The 23050-nt window shown below is 60.9% G+C and carries 18 protein-coding genes; 6 read left to right on the top strand and 12 right to left on the bottom strand.

The genetic code is table 11. The annotated features are described in order from the left end of the window. The first annotated feature begins 763 nt into the window (after positions 1-763). Positions 764-2011, top strand: coding sequence for a glycosyltransferase (locus ACFMO7_RS11195; protein WP_376795565.1), 1248 nt, complete (start codon positions 764-766; stop codon positions 2009-2011). A 104-nt stretch (positions 2012-2115) separates the two neighbouring features. On the opposite strand, the gene ACFMO7_RS11190 is transcribed toward ACFMO7_RS11195, so the two are convergent. Both ACFMO7_RS11190 and cmk read right to left on the bottom strand, forming a co-directional pair. After that, the gene (locus ACFMO7_RS11190; RefSeq protein WP_376795564.1) at positions 2116-2913 is read right to left on the bottom strand and encodes a lysophospholipid acyltransferase family protein; all 798 of its coding nucleotides are present in this window, start codon (positions 2911-2913) and stop codon (positions 2116-2118) included. Further along, the gene (gene cmk, locus ACFMO7_RS11185; protein WP_376795563.1) at positions 2910-3593 is read right to left on the bottom strand and encodes a (d)CMP kinase; all 684 of its coding nucleotides are present in this window, start codon (positions 3591-3593) and stop codon (positions 2910-2912) included. The genes ACFMO7_RS11190 and cmk overlap by 4 nt, the downstream gene beginning before the upstream one ends. Positions 3594-3885: 292 nt before the next feature. Here cmk and ACFMO7_RS11180 point away from each other — a divergent pair, with 292 nt between their 5' ends. The 3 genes from ACFMO7_RS11180 (at position 3886) to ACFMO7_RS11170 (ending at position 8910) form a co-directional block, all read left to right on the top strand. Next, entirely contained in the window at positions 3886-4602 is a 717-nt protein-coding gene (locus ACFMO7_RS11180) for a tryptophan 2,3-dioxygenase family protein (RefSeq protein ID WP_376795562.1), read from the top strand. A 422-nt stretch (positions 4603-5024) separates the two neighbouring features. Next, positions 5025-6545, top strand: a complete 1521-nt coding sequence (locus ACFMO7_RS11175; protein ID WP_376795561.1) for a PrsW family glutamic-type intramembrane protease — start codon at positions 5025-5027, stop codon at positions 6543-6545. Positions 6546-6729: 184 nt separating this feature from the next. Beyond that, positions 6730-8910 (top strand): protein kinase, encoded by a 2181-nt coding sequence (locus ACFMO7_RS11170; RefSeq protein ID WP_376795560.1) that lies wholly within the window; start codon positions 6730-6732, stop codon positions 8908-8910. On the opposite strand, the gene ACFMO7_RS11165 is transcribed toward ACFMO7_RS11170, so the two are convergent. The 4 genes from ACFMO7_RS11165 to ACFMO7_RS11150 all read right to left on the bottom strand — a co-directional run bounded on the left by ACFMO7_RS11165 (position 8900) and on the right by ACFMO7_RS11150 (position 11750). Continuing rightward, positions 8900-9574 carry a regulatory protein RecX gene (locus ACFMO7_RS11165; RefSeq protein WP_376795559.1) on the bottom strand — a complete coding sequence of 225 codons (675 nt, stop codon included), beginning with the start codon at positions 9572-9574 and terminating at the stop codon, positions 8900-8902. The genes ACFMO7_RS11170 and ACFMO7_RS11165 overlap by 11 nt on opposite strands. A 368-nt stretch (positions 9575-9942) precedes the next feature. Further along, the gene (gene panD, locus ACFMO7_RS11160) at positions 9943-10365 is read right to left on the bottom strand and encodes an aspartate 1-decarboxylase (protein ID WP_376795558.1); all 423 of its coding nucleotides are present in this window, start codon (positions 10363-10365) and stop codon (positions 9943-9945) included. A 426-nt stretch (positions 10366-10791) separates the two neighbouring features. Continuing rightward, a complete protein-coding gene (locus ACFMO7_RS11155; protein ID WP_376795557.1) occupies positions 10792-11100 on the bottom strand; it encodes a hypothetical protein in 309 nt (102 codons plus the stop codon). A gap of 83 nt (positions 11101-11183) precedes the next feature. Continuing rightward, the gene (locus tag ACFMO7_RS11150) at positions 11184-11750 is read right to left on the bottom strand and encodes a DUF402 domain-containing protein (protein ID WP_376795556.1); all 567 of its coding nucleotides are present in this window, start codon (positions 11748-11750) and stop codon (positions 11184-11186) included. A gap of 289 nt (positions 11751-12039) precedes the next feature. On the opposite strand from ACFMO7_RS11150, the gene ACFMO7_RS11145 reads away from it, so the two are divergent. Further along, positions 12040-13452: a class II fumarate hydratase gene (locus tag ACFMO7_RS11145; protein ID WP_376795610.1), complete on the top strand. Its 1413-nt coding sequence runs from the start codon at positions 12040-12042 to the stop codon at positions 13450-13452. Positions 13453-13589: 137 nt separating this feature from the next. Here the strand turns inward: ACFMO7_RS11145 and ACFMO7_RS11140 are convergent, their stop codons facing one another. From ACFMO7_RS11140 to ACFMO7_RS11120, 5 genes are all read right to left on the bottom strand, one after another. Continuing rightward, positions 13590-13793 carry a DUF5680 domain-containing protein gene (locus ACFMO7_RS11140; protein ID WP_376795609.1) on the bottom strand — a complete coding sequence of 68 codons (204 nt, stop codon included), beginning with the start codon at positions 13791-13793 and terminating at the stop codon, positions 13590-13592. A 645-nt stretch (positions 13794-14438) separates the two neighbouring features. Next, on the bottom strand, positions 14439-15242 hold the full coding sequence (gene tpiA, locus ACFMO7_RS11135) for a triose-phosphate isomerase (protein WP_376795555.1): 804 nt from the start codon (positions 15240-15242) through the stop codon (positions 14439-14441). A gap of 17 nt (positions 15243-15259) precedes the next feature. After that, the gene (locus ACFMO7_RS11130; protein ID WP_376795554.1) at positions 15260-16453 is read right to left on the bottom strand and encodes a phosphoglycerate kinase; all 1194 of its coding nucleotides are present in this window, start codon (positions 16451-16453) and stop codon (positions 15260-15262) included. 135 nt (positions 16454-16588) lie between these two features. Next, on the bottom strand, positions 16589-17605 hold the full coding sequence (gene gap, locus ACFMO7_RS11125; RefSeq protein ID WP_376795553.1) for a type I glyceraldehyde-3-phosphate dehydrogenase: 1017 nt from the start codon (positions 17603-17605) through the stop codon (positions 16589-16591). Between the two features lie 626 nt (positions 17606-18231). Next, positions 18232-19710, bottom strand: a complete 1479-nt coding sequence (locus tag ACFMO7_RS11120) for a pyridoxal phosphate-dependent aminotransferase (protein ID WP_376795552.1) — start codon at positions 19708-19710, stop codon at positions 18232-18234. 416 nt (positions 19711-20126) lie between these two features. Here ACFMO7_RS11120 and ACFMO7_RS11115 point away from each other — a divergent pair, with 416 nt between their 5' ends. After that, positions 20127-20894 (top strand): SDR family NAD(P)-dependent oxidoreductase, encoded by a 768-nt coding sequence (locus ACFMO7_RS11115; RefSeq protein WP_376795551.1) that lies wholly within the window; start codon positions 20127-20129, stop codon positions 20892-20894. Positions 20895-21070: 176 nt separating this feature from the next. Here the strand turns inward: ACFMO7_RS11115 and hutH are convergent, their stop codons facing one another. Continuing rightward, positions 21071-22624: a histidine ammonia-lyase gene (hutH, locus tag ACFMO7_RS11110; protein WP_376795550.1), complete on the bottom strand. Its 1554-nt coding sequence runs from the start codon at positions 22622-22624 to the stop codon at positions 21071-21073. Positions 22625-23050 lie beyond the last annotated feature (426 nt).

Raw genomic sequence — 23050 nt, 5'->3', positions numbered from 1 at the left:
GACTCCAGGTGCCCTTCTTAAACGGATATTCCGCCGAAGGTAGTATCTCTTGGTAATATCCTGGACCCGGTAAGTCTTTGAGCATGGTCAACATAGACGCTTCCCGCCCTGTAGAAGATGGTGAACAACAAAAAACAGCAACGGCCTTGTCCCATCAGCGGGACGGAGTCGGACAGGCTATTGATTCTTTACTCAGGGGAAACAGCGCCGCCAAGCTGGGCTGCCCCAGAACCGATCGCGATAGAGCGCGATTATCTTTTTTCTGCAGATGATTTGGCTGGCGCAGGAGGGGTCATTTGAATGCAGGTAGTCCTCTGAGCAGACTCGTGCTGGTAGGCGACTGGTACAGTACATGTACCTCTGCATCCAAAAAGTTCCTGACAGGCACTATATAACATAGCTCTGGCTGTTTGTCAAGTATTTTCCAGACCATTTTGAGAGAAGCCCGACAACAGATTCAGCAGGAAAAGTGCCAGGCTGCTACCTTAGTATGCTCTTGAGGACGGTCCTGCGTCTGCTGGTTGACCTGCTTCTTTTCTTTTGAGGGGGGTTACGCTTTAGAGCCTGAGGGGAGTTCAGCCAGCCGGCCCAAAATGGGGCTGCGGAGGGAATGGAATCGCTGGCCCGATTGTAATCACCTATGGGAGCCAGCAAGCGGAGAGCCATGAACAATGGCCAGCCAGTTTTTGTTGACTCGTTCTCCATAGGCGTTCTCCACAGGAGTGGCGTTTCGCTCGCTCGAAGGCGGGCGAAGGAGAGAGTTATGACGATTGTGACGACGCCTGGGCTGGAGCGCTTTCGCGGTCTGGTGAGCGATGCTCTGCTCTCTGAGATCTACGATCTGGCGCGTCCTCTCCAGGGCGTGCATGTTCTCCATATCAACACAACGGCCCAGGGCGGGGGCGTGGCCGCCCTGCTGCGGGTTCTATTGCCGCTGGCCCAAGAACTGGGCATTCCCCACACCTGGCAGGTGGTCCAGCTTGACGAGTTTGCCGCCACCTTTATGGCCCGGCTCACCGATATGCTGCAGGGCGGCGAGCCAGGTCAGCTCACCCCCCAGGACCAGCGCCAGTTTCTGGACTCGCTGCGGTCGGCTATGCAGCCGTTCGTCGATCAGCGCGCCGACCTCTACTATGTCCATGACATCCAGCTCGCTCCCCTGGGGCAGCTGTTTCCATACATGCGCCCGGCACTCTGGTTCAACCATATCGATACCGCCCGGCCTGATCCTACGGCGCTGCATTACATCAGTCAATTTCTGGATGCCTATGCGCTGTGCACCTTTAACACGCCTTTCTCGGTCTTCCCTCAGCTTCCTCCAGAGCGCACCGCGGTGATCACCCTCGGCATCGATCCTTTCAGCGAGCGGCATGCTCCTCTGAGCGAGAGCGAGGGTCAGGCTCTGTTGGCCGGCTGCGGCATTGATCCTGCCCGCCCCCTGATCACGCAGGTCTCGCGCTTTGGGCGTTGGAAGAATCCCTGGCAGGTGCTGGAGATTTATCGCCTGGTGAAGCAACGGCGTCCCGAGGTTCAGGTGGCGCTTGTTGGCGCTCTGGAGGCCAGCGATGATATCCGGGCGCAGGCTATCCTGGCTGATCTGCAACAGGGTGCTGGCTCGGATCCCGATATCCATCTGCTCTGGGACCCGGCTCAGCTCACGGCGCCTGTGGTCAATGCTTTCCAGCGCTTTTCACAGGTGATTCTACAGCGTTCCAGCCGCGAGGGGTTTGGGCTGACAGTGACCGAGGCCATGTGGAAGTATCAGCCGGTGGTGGGTACCTCGGCGACCGGAGTGCGTTACCAGATCACGCACGGCCACGACGGCTTCCTGGCCGATGATAGCGAAAGCGCTGCAGACTATACCCTGCGGTTGCTGGAGGAACGCGAGCTGTGGCGGCAGATGGGTGCCGCTGCCCATCGTAGCGTGCAGGAGCGCTTTCTGCTGCCGCTGATGCTGCGAGATTATCTGGCTGCCCTGTTGCGCGTCTGGCAGCTCGTAGGCAGCGCCTGAGTCAGGCTGGTCACTTCTGTCGCCCTCTAGCTCAGATCGCCGCCTGGCAACCAGTCCGTACGTCAGGCAGCGATCTGAAGAGCGGGCTTGAGTCTCCTTGCCTGCTACTGATCACCGACAGGCCCAGCCGCTGGGGCCTTCTCCTCCCCGGAGGAGGGAAGGGAGGTGGCATAGACGCCGCGGTAGGAAGGTGGCAAGAGGGCAGCAATACTGCGCATGACGCGCTCCGTTGCCTCTTCGATCTCCTCGCGCGTGATTTTGGGACCTTGCGGCTTGAAAAGCAGTGGCTCGCCGTAGACAATGTGAATCTCGGGGCGGAACTTTTTAAAGAGGTCCTCGCTTCCCCAGATCGCCACCGGCAAGACAGGCACGCCGCTGCGCAGGGCGATCATGCCCAGGCCGGCATGGGCGCGGGCCAGCGTGCGGCTGCGACTCCGTGTTCCCTCGGGGAAGATCACCAGGACCCGACCGGCTTTGAGGACGGTCTCTGCCGCCCGCAGAGCCTGGCGATCCCCCTCGCCGCGGCGCACGGGGAAGGCCCCCAGGAAGCGCGCCAGCCAGTGCAGGCGGCCCTGAAAGACTTCCTCTTTGGCCATGTAGACGACCTTCTGAGGCAAATAGATGGGGATAAGCGGGATGTCGGTCCAGGCCAGATGGTTAGAGGCCACAATATAAGGTCCCTGACGCGGAATGTGGTGGCGACCGCGGGGACGCATGCGCGCGATCACAGCCAGCAGGAGCACGGCCAGGATGCGCAGGATCTCATAGATAAGGGTCGGCGTCTCGTAAGGCTGATAGAGGTCCTTTTGGCGGCGACTGGAGGCCGCGCGCTTCGCCTGTTGCCGGCTCTCTGGCTTCTCCGGCTGCCCTTGTTCGGCGGAGAGGCTGACTTCTTGTTTCATTGCTTTCCCCGAAAGTGACAGATGCGTTCCAGGACTTGCGCTACGCTGAGATGGTCGGTGTCGATGACGACGGCGTCGGGCGCCGGCTGCATGTTATCACGATCGATTTCGTCGCGGCGCCGAATGTCGGCGAGCACTTCCTCAAAGGAGGGGAGAGCTGGGTGATCCTGGCCCAAACGCTCCAGCAGCTCGGCATAGCGTCGGCGCCCGCGCTCCTCCAGGCTGGCCGTCAGATAGATCTTGAGTTCGGCATCGGGCAGGACGACGGCCCCGATGTCGCGCCCAACCATGACAACGCGGCCCGCGCGGGCCAGTGCGCGCTGAGCCTCGATCAAGACCCTGCGGACTTCAGGATGGGAAGAGACCAGCGAGACGGTCCGGGTCACTTCGGGACTCCGAATGGCCCAGGTGACGTCTTCGCCGTTGACGGTCACTGTGTACTGGCGCCCGTCCTCAATATGGGGATGGCCGATGATAATGCTGGCCTCGCGGGCCAGGCGCCCGAGGGCCGCCCCGTCACGTGGGTCAATTCCTCGCTGGAGGGCCAGCCAGGTCAAGGCCCGATACATAGCCCCTGTGTCAATATAGAGATAGCCCAGACAGCGCGCCAGGCGCTCGCCTACTGTGCTCTTGCCCGCGCCCGCTGGCCCATCGATGGCAATGCGTTCCGCCTGCACCATGTGGTTTCCAGGCCTTTCCGATCGGCTTGCAAATATCGCTAAGATTATACCATAGCCTCCTGACAAGACAGGTTCTCTTTCTCCCTCCCAGCTACCTTCTAGCTCAGCCTGGACCGTCGCCTCGGCCTTCTCTCTCCCTCTCCCACTCAGGCCGGCTCTCTGAGACAGGGCACTCTTTCGCTAGAAATGGTATCCTTCTTATTATGACAACTGTCTCCGTCTAACGAATAAGTAAAAAGGAGAGGGACGGCATTGGCGCCGCCCACACGTTCCAGCGAAGGAGGTTGCTACGATGAGCCAGCGATCTGGCAATCTTGAGGTGCGTCGCCTTGGGCGCGGCGAGAGCGTCTATGCACGCTATCTGCGGCTCAGTGAACTGCTCTCCCTACAGAAGCCAGAAGAGGAGCTGAAACACCACGATGAACTGCAATTCCAGATCGTTCATCAGGTCTTTGAACTGTGGTGGAAGGAGACAGCTTTCGAGCTGCGTAGCATTAGCCGCCTGCTGAAGGAGGCCAAGGTCAGCGAGGCTCTGCGTTTGCTGCAGCGCGTGATCCGCATCCAGTATCTGCTGCTGGAGAATATGCGCATGCTGGAGACAATGTCGCCCTGGGACTTCCACGCTTTTCGCCAGTTGCTGGCTGGCGGAGCGGGCAGCGACTCGCCCGGTTACCGCGAGCTGCTGCGCCTGTCTCCGCCGCTGTGGGATGATTTCCGGGCCTTGCTGACCGCCGCCGGGGCTTCGCTCAGCGATGTCTACCTGGAAGCCGAGCGCTATCCCTTGTTCCATGCCTTTGCTGAGGCACTCATCGATTACGACGAGGTGATGCAGACCTTCCGCTTCCGGCATTATAAGCTGGCCGAGCGCATGATCGGCGCGGCGACGACCGGCACCGGCGGCACACCTCTTTCTCTGCTCGAACGTACTATTCATGATGTGTTCTATCCCGAACTATGGGAGGTGCGCAACCATCTGAGCGCAGTCGCTCAGGAACAGGGCCGAATCTAGCCAGAGGGCAAGATGTGCTCCTTTCCGGCAGGAATACCAGATTTTGGCTCTTCACATTTTTCGTCACCTGTCATATGCTTTGAGTGAGTCTTGTAATCAATCGTTCAACAGTAGAAGGTACTGGAAAAGGCTTATTGACAGTGAGTTCAGAATACGAGAAAATCGCACAGGCGTCCGAGGAGACGCCGACTCAGCCAAAGCACCCGTCCCTGCAGGAGGATCCGAGAGCGCCTCAGCAGGCTTCTCAGGAGGCACAGAGGGAGGCCAAACCTCTAGAGGAGAGAGCAGAGCCGCTGGCGGAGGTGAGCCGGCCCTCTCCCTCTCCGCCAGCGGCTCTGCCGCCTATCCAGGCGGGCTTGCCAGCCGCTGGAGCCGCGGGAGCAGGCGGGCCTGCCTGGCCTCAGTCGCCAGGAGCGCCACCGGTGCCAGCGTCTTCAGGCTTTGCTTTCCCTCCGGCTTCTGTGAGACCACCCGCCTCCTCTTCCTACCCTGGTTACCCGCCATACGCCGGTCAGAGCGGAGGAGCGAGCTGGCCAGGTGCCTGGCATCCGGCTCAGCCTCCCTACCCTGGCTATCCTGGCTACATCGGCTATCCTGGTTACACCGGCTACCCTGGCTACCCTGGTTACCCTGGTTACACCGGCTACCCTGGTTATCCCGGTTACCCAAACTGGCCGGCATGGCCAGGTTATCCCTTTTACTGGCAGCCAGGTCTCGCCGCTGCACCCCAGCGTCCGCGAGATAACTACCAGATGGTGCTGGGCATTGTCGGCATCGTCGGTTCGGCTCTCGCTCTGCTGACTGGCCTTGTCCTGCTGATCCTGGCCAGCTTCGCCTTGTTGCTCTCCGTCTCTGGGCGCTCGACGAGCACTTTCTACCCCCTGACGGTGCAGACTCTGGTATATACCAGCGCCGGTCTGATTGGTGGCAGCTTCTGCCTCTACCACAGCATTCGCTCGTTGATGGGGAAGCCGAGCCGTATTCTGAAGATGCCCCCGTTCTGGATCTTTCTGATCGGCTACCTGATCACGCTCGCCATTGGGCTGATTCTACAGGCTACCCAGCAGGCAGACAGCTTCTTGCTGCTGACCACCATCCTGATCTTGCTGACGGCCATCCTTCCGGCTCTTACTCTTTTCACCCTGGGCCTGCGCCTGCTACGTCAGGCGCGCTGGTCGACCAGTTGGCGACGCTTTACCCTGGCTCTCACCAGTGGGGCAACCCTTGGCATTCTTCTGGCTTCGCTGCTCGAGCTATCCGCCACGCTGCTCATTGCGGCAGGCAGCAATCTTAACCCGGCCTTTTTGAACGATCCGTCGAATCCCAGCTATCAGACGGGGCAGAGAACCTTTCTCTTGATTCTGGCCATAGTAGTGGCGCCGCTCATCGAAGAGACTGTCAAGCCGCTGGGGGTCGCGCTGCTAAGCGGGCGTTTCACCAGCGGGATCGAGGCCTTCATTCTGGGGATGAGCGCAGGTATTGGCTTCGACCTGGTTGAAACCATTGGCTACATCAGCATGGGCTACAGCAACTGGGCTCACGTGGCGCTAGTCCGCTCGGGGGCAGGGCTGCTTCACGGCCTGGGCGCCGGTATGGTGGCCCTGGGCTGGTACTACCTGGTCCGCACCAGGCAGCGGCGCTTTCTGCTCGGTTTTGCCTGCTGGCTGTACGCAGTCCTACAGCACGCGCTCTGGAACGCTTGCGGCTCGCTTACTCTGCTACCGGCCCCCGTGGGACCGACACTTGAGAGCTGGCAGCTCAACCTTGGCCCTATGAGCTTTGGGATCGATGAGCTGCTAATCATCTTGCTGACGATCATCTTCCTGGTACTTTTCGTTCTGATCGTGCGCTGGCTGCGCGCCCATTACCAGGAGGCAACGCCGGCTCCCGCTGAAGATGGAGGAGCTTCTACCAGTGGGCGAGCGGTAGCGATCGGGGTATAATACCGGCAGAGACAGGCATCGTAGCCATCCTCACGGAGCGGCGAGCGATGCGTAACGATCTCTGCCATATTCCTGTTTGCTGTTCATCTTTGCTGTTCATCCTGGTTGGATGCATGTCTCTCTGTTGCTAAGCAGAGAGAGGCGGTCAGGGGATTGGGAGATGAGGGAGCAACTTGGTCTTCCTATGCCAGAGCCGGAGAACAATGCTCAGAGGAGCCAACAAAGCAATGGTAATCGACGGCGCTTCGGTAACTACGAGCTAGTGCGCCGTATTGACGTGGGCGGCATGGGTGAGGTCTACCTGGCCCGCCAGCGCACCGCCTTCGGCCGTGAGGTTGCGATCAAGATCATGCGCTCTGACCTGGTGCACGATCCGATCGCTCGTCAGCGCTTCCTGCGCGAGGCCGAGGTCAACGCCCATCTGAAGCATGAGCATATTCTCTCGCTGATCGAGTTCGGCGAAGAGCAGGGGCGACTGTTCTTTGTCACTCCCTACATCGAGGGGGGCACGCTGGCTCAACGCCTCCAGCGTGGTCCCCTCCCCCTACCCGAGGTCTACAGGCTGTTCACCGCTCTGGTGCAAGCCGTGGCCTATATTCATCGCCGGGGCGTCATTCACCGCGACCTCAAGCCCAGCAACGTGCTGCTGGACCGCAGCTCTGATGGAAAGGTCTACGTGCGCCTCATCGATTTTGGCATCGCCACTATCCAGGGGCAGCACGCCGAGGCGCCTTTGACTCTGCCTGGCAACGAGGTAGGCACACTGGCCTATATGGCACCCGAGCGCCTGCAGGGCGTTGCAGCCGTCAGTAACGATATTTATTCTCTGGGCGTGATTCTTTATCAGATGCTCACCGGCCAGCTTCCTTCTCAGGAGCAGCCTCGCAGGCGCCTTCCTGAGCCGCTGGCCCGCGTTGTGCTACGGGCGATCGCAGAGCGCCCCAAGGAGCGTTTCGGCAGCGCAGAGGAGCTGCTGGCCGCCTTCGAGCAAGCCTACCGAGCCATCGGAGCGGTTGTCGAAGAGAGCGAGCGCTCCTCATCGGCTCAACATGTAGCTGTCCAACCTGGCCCACGCCAGCCAGCCGCCACCAGCCGATCAGCTAACCAAGGCGCAGCTTCCCGGCCATCGGCCTTGTCGGACCACACTCCTCCTGAGGTGATGACCTTGCAGCGTTCCGAAGATGCCCCCGAGCAGTCTCCCTACGTTCCCCCTGCGCGGCCACCGCAGTCTCCCACAGGACGACCGCCGATTTCCCTTTCAGGACAGGGCGGCTTCGCGCGAGAAGACTACGATGCGCCGACGATGGATCTGGGGCGCGATGTTCTCAGCAGCTCCGGCGGTCCCGGCCGGAGGTCCGGCGGTCGTCCCCCTCGCGGGCGCAAGAATCCCTTGCTGGCCCTGATCTTTGTGACGATTGCCCTGGTGCTCTTGCTCATTGGCGGTCTGCTCTTCCTGGAGGCTCCCGGCCTGGCGAGCGCCTCCATTAACATCTCTCCCCGCACCGCCACGCTCTCTCAGGTCTTTACGATCACCGCTAGCCTCAAGGTCAAGCAGGTCGATACGGCTAGCAAGACCATTCCAGCCCGCGTGCTGAGCGAGAGCAAGACTCTCTCTCAGCAGGGAGCGACCACAGGCCGTAAGTGCACCCTGCTGATCCTCGACTGCAAGCAGTCGGTCGACATCGTCGATCAGATCAGACTGGCTAACCAGGCTAAGCAGATCCTGGTCAATCAGATCTCGCAAGACCTGCAGCGCCAGCTCCACCAACAAAACGCCCAACAGGTGGGCGACATCGTCTTCTCGGACGTCGACGAGAAGACCGAGCCACCGATCGGAGTCGAAAGCAGCACGGTGACAGTCACACTCACCGAGCAGGGCAGCGTCGAGTACTTTCTCCTGGGAGATGTGCGCTCGCTCGTGCTGCAACTCTTGGGCCAGCAGGCCCAGCAGCAGCTTGGGGCTCATGCTCAACTGAAGACGACCCAGATCGGCAAGGTCAACGTGCAGAGCGTTGACAATCAAGGGACCGCGACGCTGAAGGTACCAGCCGCGGCTTTAGCCCAGTACCTCTTCTCCCAAGATGAGTTGGAGAGCATGAAGAGCCACATCAAAGGTCTGAAGGTCAGTCAGGCGCGCACCTACCTGCAGAAGCAGCCAGGAGTTGATCCGGCCTCGATCGGTATTCACCTGGCTGGAGGCAGCAACGATGTGCTGCCCGACGATCCGCAGCGTATCCAGATTATCCCGGTGAACCCTACCAACTTGCCGAGCGTGCAGTTACCCTCAGCAAGCGGTGCTAGCTCCACAACAGCGACAGCTCCGGCCTCACCGACCAGAAGCGCCACAGCTTCTGCTAGTCCATAGGCTCATCAGCGGGATCGGTGTCCGCGGCACTGGCACGAGCCTCATGCCAGAGCAGGCGGACAACCCGCTTGGCCGTTTCATAGCTGAAGCCACGTCGCAGGAGAAAAGCCCCTAACTGATTGCGAAAAGCCTCATAGTTCTTGCCCGCCCCGCCGCGCATCAGCGCCTGCACTTTCTTGCGCCCGGCACGCAATGCGCGCTCCTCATCGTCCCCCTGGCTCACCACTTCAGCCGCGATCTCGGGCGCCACTCCTCGGGCACGCAGCTCGCTACGCAAAGCCTGAGCACCTTCTGGGTGAAAACGCTCGCGCGATTCCACCCAGAAAGTGGCAAAAGCCCGATCGTCGACCAGGCCCAGCTCGGTGAGCCGCTCCAGCACCGCCTCGATCAGCTCGGGAGCAGTCCCCCTCCGTCGCAGATAGTGGTGCACCTCCTGACGGCTGCGCGGACGAAAAGAGAGATAGTTTAAGGCGCGATCAAGGGCCTGCTGCACAGCGGCTTCCCGCCGAAGCTGGGCTAACTGCTCGGCATTTAGCTCCTGACCAACGACCAGACCCAGACGCTCGACCACCAGGGCACTGACAGTCAGTAAACGCTGGCCGTCGACAAAGAGGTTCACTTGCTCGCTTTTGTTCGCCTGTGGCTCTATTGCTGTAATCTGCATGGATCTACTATAGCATGTCGCTGCCCAGGCGTGCAATCCACCAGGCGGTTCCCAGAAAAGTCCCTGCGCTTTGCCCCTGAAACGCTACGATAGGGACATGCGAGAAGAAAAGACAAGCTCTGCCAGCCTCTACGATGCCGGCCAACGGGTGGATAGAAAGAGGCCGATAAGCGAGGAGAGGAGAGACCAGATACGCCGGCGAGAGGAACAGCAAGGAAAGGCGGTGGCTCAACGAGGGGAAGAAGCTGGCTGGCTGCGAGGATTGTCTGTCGAAAGGAGGGGGAAATCTCACGAACGTTTGATAGGCTTGGTATAAGCAGTAATTCATGTAACCGGGCGGTTACACGAAATGAATTACTGCGCTGCGCTCAACGAGCGGCCTCGGCGTAGCTTTCTTCGGCCGCCGCCTCGGGCAACAATTCGATCAAGGGCACTTCGCGTAGCTCGCTGATACGGTTGTTCTCGTCGACCAGGACAATGCGCGGTCTCAGTGAGCGGATCTCTTCTTCGCTAAAGAGCGCGTAGCTCATTACAATGACGATATCGCCGACAGCATTCAGACGAGCAGCCGCGCCGTTCAGGCAGATCACCCCAGAGCCTCGCTCGCCAGGAATAGCATAGGTCTCTAGGCGCGAACCGTTGGTCACATTGACAACCTGAACCTTTTCATATGGATAGATGTTTGCTGCCTCCAGGAGATCCTGATCAATAGTAATGCTGCCGACATAGTTGAGGTCGGCCATAGTGACTGTAGCGCGATGGATCTTCGATTTGCACATCGTGCGCTGCATACAGAACACCTCTTTCGTCAGTCGGTCAGTAAGTTGGTCGGTCGGTCGATCGATTGACCAATCGAGTCGGGCTCAGGCAACAGCGACAGTCAGATCCGGCTTCCCCGGAGTCGAGGATGGACCACTGCCCCTCTGCCGTCACCCTGATCCGGCCAGCAGGCGAGCCAGATTAAATCTTCCAGCGCTCCTGCTATCGCCAGTACCAGTATACATAAGGCCCGATCAATTGAGCATCCGGTAGCCCGACAGGGCCACCAGGGAGCCTCGGAGGCCAGGTACCCTCATTGTTCTTAAACGAGCAAAGCCCGGCCAGGGAACAGTCCTCTCGCCGTTTACCAGCCCTTCGAGGTTAGAGACCGGATCGCGACCAGCGCTGGCCAGTTTGTTTCCCCCCGCGCCCGGTGACCAGCTACCAGGTCCAGAGCCTCAGCTGGTCTCGCCCGCTTCCTCCTGGGTTGTCACTGGCCCCTCGGCCTCCGGCTCCGGCTGATAGCGACCTTCAAGCACGGCCAGCAGGCCCCGGGCATATGCCTCGGCGACACTCTGAGCATCGTAGATCTGGTCGCGCATCAACAGACGATAACGACATTTCCAGCGACGTGCAGGCCAGGGAGCCAGGCGGATCAAGGTATAGGTCGGAACATACCTTTCCAGGATCTGGCGTAAGGCCACCTCATCGTCGGAGGTCTCGATACCATGTGTCAGCAGTGCCTGACGCAGCTCATCGGAGAGCACCCGCAGCCACCTTCCTTCTCACAAGCAACTCACAGCCTGTCTGATTGGCCTGTTTTCCTGGTGGAGAGCGGAGTGAGACGTGCCTAGAGAAGAGCAGCCTGCCAGGCCGCGCGCATCTCCTCCACGCTCAACCGTTCCCAGTCCACCAGAGGCAGGCGACGGGGGATCACCGCGAAGGGACCACTCCACTGTCTGGCCTGCGCCTCCAGCCAGTCCAGCACCTCGAACGAGCGCTGCCGCACCTGCTCGACCAGCGGATAGCGCCGAGCGGCGCGTTCGAAGACCTCCTGGTCCTTGGTATAGACACTGAAATCCTCGCGGATCACGACGTCAACGTAGAGATCGACATAGATGAGCCGCTGAGAGGTGCTGGTATAGGGGTCAGTCGGCAGCACAACATCGCAATAGCCGCTCACAAAGTGCCCGTCCTGATGGTCGTAGCCGATGTGAATGGTATACCAGGCATGAGGCCAGAAGTAGGTCAGCGAATGCCGCTCGAGAATCCAGGTACCTGGCCGCCACCGCATTGGCGTGCCGACTGGCGTCCAGACCGACACGTACTCTTCGCTCAGCGGTAGCTGATAGCCCTTCCACGCACCCCACTCGCTGCCATCTACGAGCATTTTCTGTATTTCAACTTCAAGTAACATGTCTCGCGAGCATCCTACAGAAAGAATCGATCCATGCTTTGCAGCCTTCAGCTACATTATAGCGAAGAGCAGCCCGTCATACCAGAGGTCCTTCGGCTGGCGGCAGGTCCCCCTCTCCCGGAAGCTGCCGCCTCCCACGGCACGGCAGTGATATAATGGGACAGGCAGCAGCCTGGGGCTGAGCCTGATCCGTCTTTGTCGAAAGCAAGGCGGCGGACCGCCCGGCGGCCCTGGCTGGCTAGCCAGCGAGAAAGACCAGGATTCCATCGAGGAGGATGCTGTGAGCAGCCTGGCAGAAGAAACGCGCATTGAACGCGACTCCATGGGCGAGATGCGCGTCCCCGCGAACGCCTACTACGGAGCCAGCACCCAGCGCGCCGTTCTCAACTTTCCCATCAGCGATCTCCGCTTCCCGCGTGCTTTTATCCGGGCCCTCGGCCAGATCAAGCAGGCAGCCGCTCAGACCAACGCCGAGCTGGGCCTGCTTGACGAGCGTCTGGCCGCCGCCATCGTGCAAGCGGCCCAAGAAGTCATCGATGGCAAGCTTGATGAGCATTTCGTGGTCGACATTTTCCAGACCGGTTCAGGCACCTCGACCAACATGAACGCCAACGAGGTCATTGCCAACCGGGCCAGCGAGCTGTTGGGAGGAGCGCGTGGCTCGCGGCTGGTCCATCCCAACGACCACGTCAACTTTGGGCAGTCCTCGAACGATGTCATTCCCACCGCCATCCATCTTTCGGCGCTGGTCAGCATTGACAAAGAGCTGATCCCGGCCCTGGAAGAGATGCAGCGCGTGCTGCACGAGAAAGCAGAAGCCTTCTGGCCGATCATCAAGACCGGGCGCACTCACCTTCAGGATGCCACTCCTATCCGACTGGGACAGGAGTTTCTGGGCTACGCCGGTCAGATCGAACGCGCTATCGCTCGCCTGCGTCACGCCGAAAGCGAACTCTCCGAGGTAGCCCTTGGGGGCACAGCGGTCGGCACGGGCGTCAATACCCATCCCGAGTTCGCCGCTCGCGTCTGTCGCCGTCTCTCGGACATGAACGGGGTGAGCGTCCGCGAGACCAGCAACCACTTTCAGGCCCAGAGCACCCTGGACAATGCTGTCGAGGCCAGCGGTGCCCTCAATACTCTGGCGGTCAGCCTGATGAAGATTGCCAACGATATCCGCTGGATGGGCTCGGGTCCACGCGCCGGCTTTGGCGAGATCGAGCTACCCGCCGTTCAGCCCGGCAGCTCCATCATGCCAGGCAAAGTCAACCCGGTCATTGCTGAGTCCCTGTGCATGGTCTGCGCTCAGGTCATGGGCAACCACACGACGATCACCGTCGCCGGCCAGGCGGGCAACTTTGAGATCAACGTGATGATGCCGGTGACGGCCTATAATCTGCTCCAGTCCATCAGCCTGCTCAGCGCCGCAGTGCGCAATTTCACCGAGCAGTGCCTGCGCGGCATTAAAGCTACCGAGAAGGGGCCAGAGATGGTCGAGCGTGGACTGGCGATCTGCACGGCTCTGGCGCCCATCATCGGCTACGACGCAGCCGCGGAGATCGCCAAGGAAGCCCACCGCAGCGGGCGCACCGTACGCGAGGTAGCCCGCGAGCGTACACAGCTGAGCGAGGAGGAGCTGAATCGCATTCTGGATCCCGAGCGCATGACGCAGCCGGGTCTGGAGGCCGGGCCTGTCGCAGGCTAGCTATAGCAAGCCGCCAGCGCGGTCACGGCGGCACGAAGCAGGTCAGGCATGGGAGCAAGAACGGCCAGCCCGCTGCTTCGTGCCCTCTTTTCCTCTTATCATCCACGCGCAAGGAGCAGCGCTCCGACAGGCAGGCATCAGCGCAAGAAACCTCCGCAGCAGCGCAGACGATAGAGCACCCCTGTAGCCGAGGAGGAAACCTCTTGCAGGCCATCGAAGACGGCCGGGTCGCTCCTGGCTCGGTTCAGATAGCGCAGGTCAGCCTCCTCCCACAGAGAGGGAGCGCGAAATGGCCGCCCTACCGAGATCTGACGCAACGCGCTTCGTAAAAAGGCGTAGATGTAGATACAGACAACCAGCCTCGCCCTGCATCGTCAGGTCAGCCGCCATTCCACCAGCTTAAGCAAGAGACTAGACGGGTTCGTCTCGCCACGAGACAACCTCCTGCCCAACAAAGAAGGCCGGACCAAAGCAGGTATCGCAATCGCGCCAGGAGCCATCCTGCCACTCCAACTGGTGCGAACCAGGCGGCAGCGACAACACGGAAGCGGCGTCTCCCAGCGCAGCGCGGCATATGTATGTCGGCCGGCCTCCAGTAGAAGGGCAAGGGCCAGGAAGTCATGCTCAGAACACTGCTCCACACTATGCTCCTTGCATAGCCGCGGGACAGGCTTCAGATGATCTTCCAGAATCTCCTTAATTGTTACAGTCTCACTGTAACAGTTTCCCATCAGTCGGACCTGCTCGCACGGAGGACGCATGGTCTCTGGCGCGCAGCAGACCAGCAGAGGGGAGGGTGTAAGCGGCCAGCGGTTGATAAACGGACGAGCACAAAAGCTCCTCTCAGCCCCGCCTTTGCTGCTCTTCAGCGGAGAGAGAGGAGCCAGGTCGTCACGGATGACTAGCGGTCACCGGCGTCTTTCCAGAGAGCGTCCTGCCGGAGGCGAGATGAGCTGCCAGCATGGGACACAACTGGCAGTCTCCTGTCAGGCCTGCTTGAGTACCTCAATGCTTTTGCGCACAATCTCCACAAAGTCGGTTTTGAGACTGGCGCCGCCGACGAGCGCTCCGTCGATGTCGGCCTGTGCCATGTACTCGGCGATATTGGCAGAGGTCACGCTTCCCCCGTAGAGAATGCGCACGGCGCTGGCCGTATCGCCGCCATACATATCGGCATACAGCTCGCGGATCAAGCGGATCGTGCGCTGAGCGTCCTCGCCGGGGCAGGCTTTACCTGTGCCGATGGCCCACACTGGTTCGTAGGCGATGACCACGTCACAGGCTCGCTCACCGCGGAAATTTGCCAGACTCTGCCGCACCTGGGTCCGGATCACGGCCTCCGTTTTTCCGGCTTCATACTCCTCCAGGCGCTCACCCACGCAGACAATCGGGCGCAAGCCATGACTGAGGGCAGCCTGAGCCTTGCGGTTTACCAGCTCATCGCCCTCGCCAAAATAGGTGCGCCGTTCTGAGTGGCCGAGGATCACCGTCGTACACAGCTCACGGACCATCAGAGGAGAGATCTCGCCCGTGAAGGCCCCCTTCTCCTCGAAGTGCATATTTTGAGCGCCCAGCTCAATGCGTTCGAAGAGCAGGGCATCGAGAACCTCGCGGACAGCGGAGAGCGAGATCGCTGGCGGGCAAAGAATACAGAGCAAATAAGGATACTCGTTGAGCAACTTACCCAACGCTGGCGTGATCTCCAGGGCAAAGCTAGAGGCCATACGTGGGCCATAGTGCATTTTCCAATTACCGGCGATAATCGCGGTACGCGCTGGGGTAGTGGTCATAGCTGCTCACCTCACCCTCAGCGATCCTGCAGAGCTGCGACGCCTGGCAGCACGCGCCCCTCGAGAAACTCTAGCGAAGCGCCACCGCCGGTCGACACATGCGTCATCTTGTCGGCAGCGCCCGCCTGCTCTACCGCTGCCGCCGAATCGCCACCACCGACGACCGTGGTAGCCCCGCGGGCAGTACAGGCCGCCAGGATCTCGATCACCGCCTGAGTACCGCGGGCGAAAGCCGGCATCTCGGCCACCCCCAGGGTGCCATTCCAGACAATGGTCTCTCCCTTTTCCAGCACCTGACGGAAAGCGGCCACCGTCTCTGGCCCGATATCCAGAATACGCCAGCCAGGTTCCACCTGATCGCGCGGCACCACGCGCCACTGAGCGTCGGGAGCAAAGCGATCGGCAATCACCACATCCACCGGCAGCACCAGCTCCAGCTTGCGCTCACGCGCGCGCGCCAGCAGATCGCGAGCCACATCGAGCTTGCCCTCTTCGACCAGCGAAGCCCCCACCTCATAGCCCTCGGCCTTCAGGAACGTATTGGCCATCCCACCGCCGATCAGCAGAGCATCAGCGAGGGTCAGCAGGCGCTCCAGGACGGCGATCTTATCGGAGACCTTCGCCCCCCCGACCACAGCCACAAAGGGACGGCGAGGGTTCTCCAGAGCCGCGCCGAGGAAATTCAGTTCCTTTTCCATCAAGAAGCCGGCTACTCCGGGCAGATAGTGAGTAATTCCCTCGGTAGAGGCATGAGCGCGATGGGCCGTGCCGAAGGCATCGTTCACATAGAGATCGCCCAGGGTCGCCAGGCGGCGAGCAAACCCGGCCTCATTCTGCTCCTCCTCGGCATGGAAACGGAGATTCTCCAGCAGCAGCACCTGACCCGGCTGCAGCGCGCGCGCCAACTCCTCAACCTGGGGACCGATGCAATCGGGAGCGAGCTGGACAGGACGCTGCAGCAGCTCACTCAGGCGCACGGCCACCGGAGCCATGCGCAGCTTCTCTACTACCTTGCCCTTTGGCCGGCCCAGATGGGACATCAAAATGACTGCCGCTCCGTGGTCGAGCAAATACTGGATCGTCGGCAGAGCGGCACGGATGCGCGTATCATCGGTAATGTGCCCCTCTTCATCGAGAGGCACGTTGAAATCCACGCGCACCAGCACCCGTTTCCCCTCCACCGCGATATCACGGACCGTCTTCTTATTCATGCCAGTGCACCCTCCATCCATTGGGCGGGGGGAGACCCCGCCCATACCATGAGCGACCGCTTCTCAGCCCTGGCGAGCTAGCCAGGCCAGATCGGCGGCCACATCCGTAGCTACCTACCGACCTACCGCCTTAGCCTACCAGCCCTTCTCGGCCACGAAGTGGGTCAGATCGGCCACGCGCGTCGAGTAGCCCCACTCATTATCGTACCAGGCGATCACCTTGACCATCAGGCCGCCGCCTGTCACCATCGTTGAGAGGCCATCGATAATGGCCGAATGCGTATCGCCACGGAAGTCGGAGGAGACCAGCGGCTCTTCGGTGTAATCAAGGATCCCCTTCAAGGGGCCAGCAGCGGCCTCCTTATAAGCCGCGTTCACCTCCTCGCGCGTCACAGCCTGGCGCAGGGTCGCTACAAAGTCGACGACGGAGACTGTAGGAGTAGGTACGCGGAGGGACATGCCATCGAAGCGGCCCTTTAGCTCGGGGATGACCAGCGCTACCGCGCGAGCGGCTCCGGTGGTAGTAGGAATAATGTTGAGGGCGGCAGCCCGAGCACGGCGCAGGTCCTTGTGCACCAGATCCTGAATACGCTGATCGTTCGTGTAGGAGTGGATCGTATTCATCAGGCCATGCTCAATGCCGAAGCGATCATTGAGGACCTTGGCGGCAGGGGCCAGACAGTTTGTCGTACAGGAAGCGTTGGAGATAATGTGGTGCTTGGCCGGATCATACATGTGCTCGTTGACGCCGAGCACGATGGTGATATCCTCTCCCTTGGCGGGAGCGGAGATAATCACCTTTTTCGCTCCGCCCTGCAGGTGGGCCTTTGCCTTATCGGCATCGGTGAAGAGGCCAGTGGACTCAATGACGATATCGACACCCAGGTCACCCCAGGGAATCTGCGCAGGATCACGTTGAGCGAGGACCTTGATAGCGTGGCCGTTGACAATCAGCGATTCGGGGGTCGCCTCGACCTGGCCAGGGAAGCGGCCATAGGTGGAGTCATACTTGAGCAGGTGGGCATTGGTGTGGGTGTCGGTGAGATCGTTGATGGCAACGACTTCCAGCTCGTGGGGATAGCGTTCGAGCATCGCTTTGAAGGATTGCCGTCCGATACGGCCAAAGCCGTTGATGCCTACTCGTGTTACCATGCGGATGTTTCTCCTTCTTGCTACTTGCTGCTACGAGTCATAGATAGCATGACTGCGAAGCGCTGGAGCGGGAGGAATAAAGCGCCTCCACAATCCTGAGACAAGACACCCTTCCCGGCTGTTTCACGTGAAACACCAGGAAGCGCTGGACAGAATCTTGTCTGCCCCCTCACACCTCTTCGTCGAGGAACGACCGCCGCACCATACCTGCCGGCCACAGCGTTGCCTTGCACGCGCCAGAGGCCCTCCTGCCAGACTCACCCGCCTGGCGCAGCTCCCTTCCTTAGCGGCCCACCTTGCCGTACCCTGCTTGTACGCACGCCAGTGCCAGCATCCACGCGGCCACTACACTGGCGCCGCGGAAGCGTCCCGCGGGCGCCCACACTCAGCTAAAAGAGTATCACCAGTTCCAGTGAGGGTCAAGCAGCAGGCACGCCGGCGGGCGCTCACTCGCCCTATCTCCCGGCAAAGGTTCAGCCACGCAGAAGACCCTCGGCCTCAAGAGCTGTCTTCTGCCCATGAGCCAAGTCCAGAAAGAGGGAACCGCTCACTGTGCCGAGGCCGGGCGTATCCTCTCTTTCTGGGCCCGGCCCCCTGGACCTGCCTGCGCCTCCGCCCTCTCCTTGCTAGCGTCGCGAGGTCGTAGCATCAGGGACAGGAATCACTCCGACAGAGAAGCGCACATACTCATCGGTATAACCGAAGCCGGAGCCTGGCACCCCAGCGATGCCGGTTTTCTCAAAGAGCGAGAAGGCATCTTCGCCAGGGCGCAGCCTGCTCCAGTTATAGACAGTAGCATCGTCATCCAGATAGATCTCTGCGAAGAGCTGCAGCTCCTGATCAAGCCGCTGTAGCTGGGCGATAAAGCGACGGCGACGCAGACGATAGAGATCGCGTAGCTTCTCGATGAGAGAGGGCCGCTCGCGTAACAACTGGAGATAGGCCATGAAACGCAGCTGCCACTCCGCAGGCAGTGAAGCCATACTATTCGACCAGCCGGGGGCCAGGGCCGGGGCCAGACGAGCGTCTCCAATAGTCACCCAGCCGAAGCGATCGCCCGTCAGTGAGAGTGTTTTCGAGAGGCTACTGACAAAGATAGTCTGCTCCAGGTGAGCGGGATCAGCAAAAGTGGCCATGCGCGCTCGATCGTCCTCCAGCGGCCCAGTGCCCACGTATGCCAGATCGGCCAGGAAGAAGAGCTGACGCCCAGCCTCGCGCTGGCGCCGGACGACAGCATGCAGAGCGAGCAGTTCTTGAGGAGTAAAGGCAAAGGTAGTAGGATTATTCGTCACCGTCAGATAGATCAGGAGGATATCGGGCGCCTCTTGCAGAGCCTGCTCCAGCTCCTCGGCGGTCAGTTTGAAGCGATGCTCGGGCCGTGTGCTGACGCGATGCAGGCGATAGCCGTAGGCTCTGGCCTGAGCCTCGGGCACCCCGAAGCCGGGGGCCGGGAAGAGTACCGCTCTTTCCTTGATTCCCTGTTCGTCGCACATCTGGCGGAAGCCGCGCAAGGCCTTATCGATCCCATCCATTGCCCCCAGGCTCAGATAGACCTGCTCACCTCTGACTGTCAGGCCCCATTGCTCTTGCCAGTTGGCGGCAAGCCAGTCACGCAGCACAGGATTGCCAGTGCCAACAATATCGTAGATACGCAGATCGATCTTCTGGTCCAGAAGCAGGCGTTCGTAGTTGAGCATCTGGTCGCGCAGCCACAGGTAAACCTGGCCGCTGGCTGTATAGCCATTGAGATGCTCACCAGGGAGAGCGATACCCAGCTCATCAGCGAGCGTGCGGTAGTCACCTGGTCCCCCAGGCTCTCCCTCACACTCCACAATCCGACGGAGATCGACGTCGCCGATCGTACGGTCGACAATTTCGCTGGCGATGATCTCCTCGTCCAGCCCGAGCTCGCGGCAGCGCCTGCTCAGCTCGGCGACCATCCGCGCCATCACGCGAATGGGTCCCGCCCCCTGTTGTAACACAGGTCGATAGCGAAGCAGGAGTTCATGGCGCAGGCGCCTGATCATGGCCCGCTGCTCCTGGACAGGCAGAGACGGCTGATTGTCTGCCCGAGATGAATCAGCAGGTGTCTCGTGAGTAGTCACCGCTGTTTACTCCCTTCCATGCGCCAGGATGGCGCAACCTGGCTAGAGCGAACGATCGACCTTGATCGTCGCCTGCCGCTTCCTGAGAGGAAACGGCACCTCAGACAGGATAACATATGTGGATAAGGCAGGCAACCGAGGCGCTGGTAGACAGCTGCCAGCGCGCTGAAGGAGTGACAGGCCAGGCAGCCCCTTTCTCAAAGCTGACAGCAGCCGCCAGACCTCAGTACAATAGCAGGCAGACAGGAAAGAAAAGCTAAATTGTTGGCTTGCTGAGGGCGCAGAGCGGGCGAAGAGTCCGTTATCCTCGCTCCCGCCAGCAATGGCGCTGACAGGCTACCAGCAAGCAGACAGACAGACAGGCAGACCGACCGATCGATAGGCAGGCCATAAGCACGGGAAGGGAGAAGAAGCGTATGCGCGAAGGGCAGCTATTCCACGGGCGCAGTGTTGTGATCACGGGAGCGGCGCGGGGACTGGGCAGGGCTCTGGCTCTGGCTTTTGCGCGCGAGGGGGCCAAAGTGCTGGTGCACTATGGGCACTCGCAGGCTGCTGCTCAGAAGCTGGTCAGCGAAATCGAGCGTCAGGGCGGCCAGGCATTGGCCTTGCAAGCCGACTTGGGCTCGTCAGCTCAGGTTGAGCGCCTGGTCTCCCAGGCGCAGACGGCACTTGGTGGTATTGACGTCTGGGTCAACAACGCGGGAGCCAGTGCCAATACCTCGGAGACACGCGGCCTGAGCGAGGAGGAGCGCTTCGAACGATTGCTGCAAGTTGACGTATTGGGAACCTGGCGCTGTTGTCGAGCCGCCGCTCCTTTCATGAGGAGCGGCGGTTGCATCCTCAATGTTGCCTGGAATCACGCACTGGACGGAGCGCCTGGCTTCGTCAGTCAGGTTTACGCCACGGCCAAAGGGGCTGTCATCGCTTTGAGCCGCTGCCTGGCGCGCGAGCTGGCGCCCCAACTGCGCGTGAATTGTATTGCTCCGGGATGGATTGAGAATGACTGGGCTCGGTCGCGTCCAGCAGGCTTTCGCGAGCGCGTGGCTGGGCGCATTCCACTGGGACGCTGGGGACAGGCGGACGATGTCGTGGCGGCAGCATTGTTTCTGACTTCGCCCGCCGCCTCTTTTATCACGGGACAAGTCTTGATCGTCGATGGCGGCGAGGTGATCGGCGCGTTTTAGTGCCGGAGTAGACGGCGACCTTTGTCCCCTGCGGAAGGAGCAACTGCTCCCGCTGGCACTGTTTCACGTGAAACGTTGCGCCCTCTCGAAAGAGAAGGCGGCGCTGGTTTCACGTGAAACAGAAGACAGGGCCTCCGTCTGATCAGAGGTGCAGGGTCTGCTTCCTTCGCCGGGTTCTAGAGTTGGGCAAACACGCCTTCCCGCACCGCGCGAGCCAGCTGCTCAATATCAGGAGCGGGCGGGCGATCGCGCTCCAGTTTTGGCACATAGGTCCGCACGAGCGCAAAAGCCTGCTCTACGCCCTCGCCAGCGCGCAGAGGGCGGCGAAACTCCAAAAGCTGGGCTCCGCAGAGCAATTCGATAGCCACCACCTGTTGCGCCAGCGCCAGGATACGGCGCGCCTTGTGGGCGGCTGTCACGCCCATACTGACAAAATCCTCCGTCCCCGCCGAGGTTGGGAGCGAGTCAATGCTGGCCGGATGCGCCAGCACCTTCATCTCATTGACCAGGGCCGCCGCCACATACTGGGTGAGCATCAGGCCCGAATTGAGGCCAGGCTCGGGTGTCAAGAAGAGCGGGGCTCCCTGGTCATCCCAATCGTGCGGCCCCATCAGGAGATAGATCCGCCGCTCCGCGAAGCTTGCGAGCTGAGTCAGGGCTAGCGCCAGCACATCGAGGGCCAGGGCCAGAGGCTGGCCGTGGAAATTCCCGCCTGTGAGCACCTCCCCCTCATCAGGGAAAATGAGCGGATTGTCTGTCACCGCCCCCAGTTCGTGCTCAAAGACCGCTCTGCAGTACTCCAGGGCGTCGCGGACGGCCCCAAAGACCTGGGGGGCGCAGCGCAGGGTATAGGGGTCCTGCACCCGGGGACAGTCCTCATGACTGCGTTTAATTTCGCTGTTGGCCAGCAGACGGCGCAGATGCCCGGCGCTCTCTTGCTGGCCTCGCTGATTGCGCAGGCGCTGAATGCGCTCATCAAAAGGCACATGGCTGCCCATCAGGGCTTCAACGCTCAGGGCACAGGCTACTTCCGCCGTCTGGAGTAAGGTCCAGGCATCTTCCAGGGCCAGAATAGCGCTGGCCTCCATCAGATGGGTGCCATTGATCAGGGCCAACCCTTCTTTTGCTTCAAGACGGAGCGGCCGCAGACCGGCCTCAGCCAGGGCCTGGGCTCCAGGCAGGCGTCTCCCACGATACCAGGCCTCTCCCTCTCCTACCAGGACTAGCGCCAGGTGGGCCAGGGGAGCAAGGTCCCCGCTGGCTCCTACTGAGCCGCGTGAGGGTACGATGGGATGGAGCCGGGCATTGAGTAAGTCTATGAGAAGGCGTACAACTTCTACACGCACGCCAGAGTGACCACGGGCCAGACTGGCTGCGAGGAGAAGCATCATGGCTCTGGTGGTCTCTTCGTCAAGTGGCTCTCCCAGGCCAGCAGCGTGGCTGCGCAGGAGATTGTACTGCAGGTCGAGCACTTGCTCGTGTTTGATACGCACACGGCTGAGATGACCGAAGCCGGTGGTGACTCCATAGACTTTGCGGTCTTCGGCCACGATGCGCTCGATCAGGGCTCGCGCACGCTGGATGCGAACCTCAGCCTCCGGTCCTAGTTGTACCGGAACCAGGCGCCGGGCTACACCGCAGACTTCGGCGGGTGTGAGGGCCTGGCCGTTGAGAACCAGGGGGGCGCTGCGGAGGTCCGTTTGATGATGATGGGTCATGTGATTCTTCATCGCTGAAGTCCTTTCTGGCTGCTTCGCCTCCTGCCAGGATTCTAGCAGAAGGAGCAGGGAAAGGCAAACGAGCGGCCTGCTTCGGAAGGGTCGCTCCGCCTTTCTCTGCCGCATCGCCAGCGGCAGCGGGCCCGGCCAGCGGCGCAGTGGAGCCAGAGACTACACCCTGCAGCCCTGGCCTGACCCCAATGCTGATAAAGCAGGCAGTGTTTCACGTGAAACACTGCCTGCTGCTAAGGATAGACTGCGAGGCGCGCTGGCAGCGCTGGCACCGCTGGCACCGCTGGCACCCCTTGTCCCTGCTCAGTCAACGTCTGACTGACGGTTGGAAACCCTCCTCGCTCAGCTTCTTTCTGAGCGCCACCCTCCAGACAGAGCAGCGGGCGCCGCCCAGCCTGATCTTCAGCTGTCGACTGCCAGTGCGCC

The sequence above is a fragment of the Thermogemmatispora sp. genome, assembly GCF_042408735.1.
Taxonomy (GTDB): domain Bacteria; phylum Chloroflexota; class Ktedonobacteria; order Ktedonobacterales; family Ktedonobacteraceae; genus Thermogemmatispora.
The sequence above is the reverse complement of the archived record's forward strand: the minus strand, read 5'-3'. Positions and strand labels throughout refer to the sequence as shown.

Excerpts from the sequence above, each read along its gene's own strand:
- ACFMO7_RS11195 (WP_376795565.1), top strand. The coding sequence starts at position 764 with ATGACGATTGTGACGACGCCTGGGCTGGAGCGCTTTCGCGGTCTGGTG.
- ACFMO7_RS11190 (WP_376795564.1), bottom strand. The coding sequence starts at position 2,913 with ATGAAACAAGAAGTCAGCCTCTCCGCCGAACAAGGGCAGCCGGAGAAG.
- cmk (WP_376795563.1), bottom strand. The coding sequence starts at position 3,593 with ATGGTGCAGGCGGAACGCATTGCCATCGATGGGCCAGCGGGCGCGGGC.
- ACFMO7_RS11180 (WP_376795562.1), top strand. The coding sequence starts at position 3,886 with ATGAGCCAGCGATCTGGCAATCTTGAGGTGCGTCGCCTTGGGCGCGGC.
- ACFMO7_RS11170 (WP_376795560.1), top strand. The coding sequence starts at position 6,730 with ATGCCAGAGCCGGAGAACAATGCTCAGAGGAGCCAACAAAGCAATGGT.
- ACFMO7_RS11165 (WP_376795559.1), bottom strand. The coding sequence starts at position 9,574 with ATGCAGATTACAGCAATAGAGCCACAGGCGAACAAAAGCGAGCAAGTG.
- panD (WP_376795558.1), bottom strand. The coding sequence starts at position 10,365 with ATGCAGCGCACGATGTGCAAATCGAAGATCCATCGCGCTACAGTCACT.
- ACFMO7_RS11150 (WP_376795556.1), bottom strand. The coding sequence starts at position 11,750 with ATGTTACTTGAAGTTGAAATACAGAAAATGCTCGTAGATGGCAGCGAG.
- tpiA (WP_376795555.1), bottom strand. The coding sequence starts at position 15,242 with ATGACCACTACCCCAGCGCGTACCGCGATTATCGCCGGTAATTGGAAA.
- ACFMO7_RS11130 (WP_376795554.1), bottom strand. The coding sequence starts at position 16,453 with ATGAATAAGAAGACGGTCCGTGATATCGCGGTGGAGGGGAAACGGGTG.
- gap (WP_376795553.1), bottom strand. The coding sequence starts at position 17,605 with ATGGTAACACGAGTAGGCATCAACGGCTTTGGCCGTATCGGACGGCAA.
- ACFMO7_RS11115 (WP_376795551.1), top strand. The coding sequence starts at position 20,127 with ATGCGCGAAGGGCAGCTATTCCACGGGCGCAGTGTTGTGATCACGGGA.
- hutH (WP_376795550.1), bottom strand. The coding sequence starts at position 22,624 with ATGAAGAATCACATGACCCATCATCATCAAACGGACCTCCGCAGCGCC.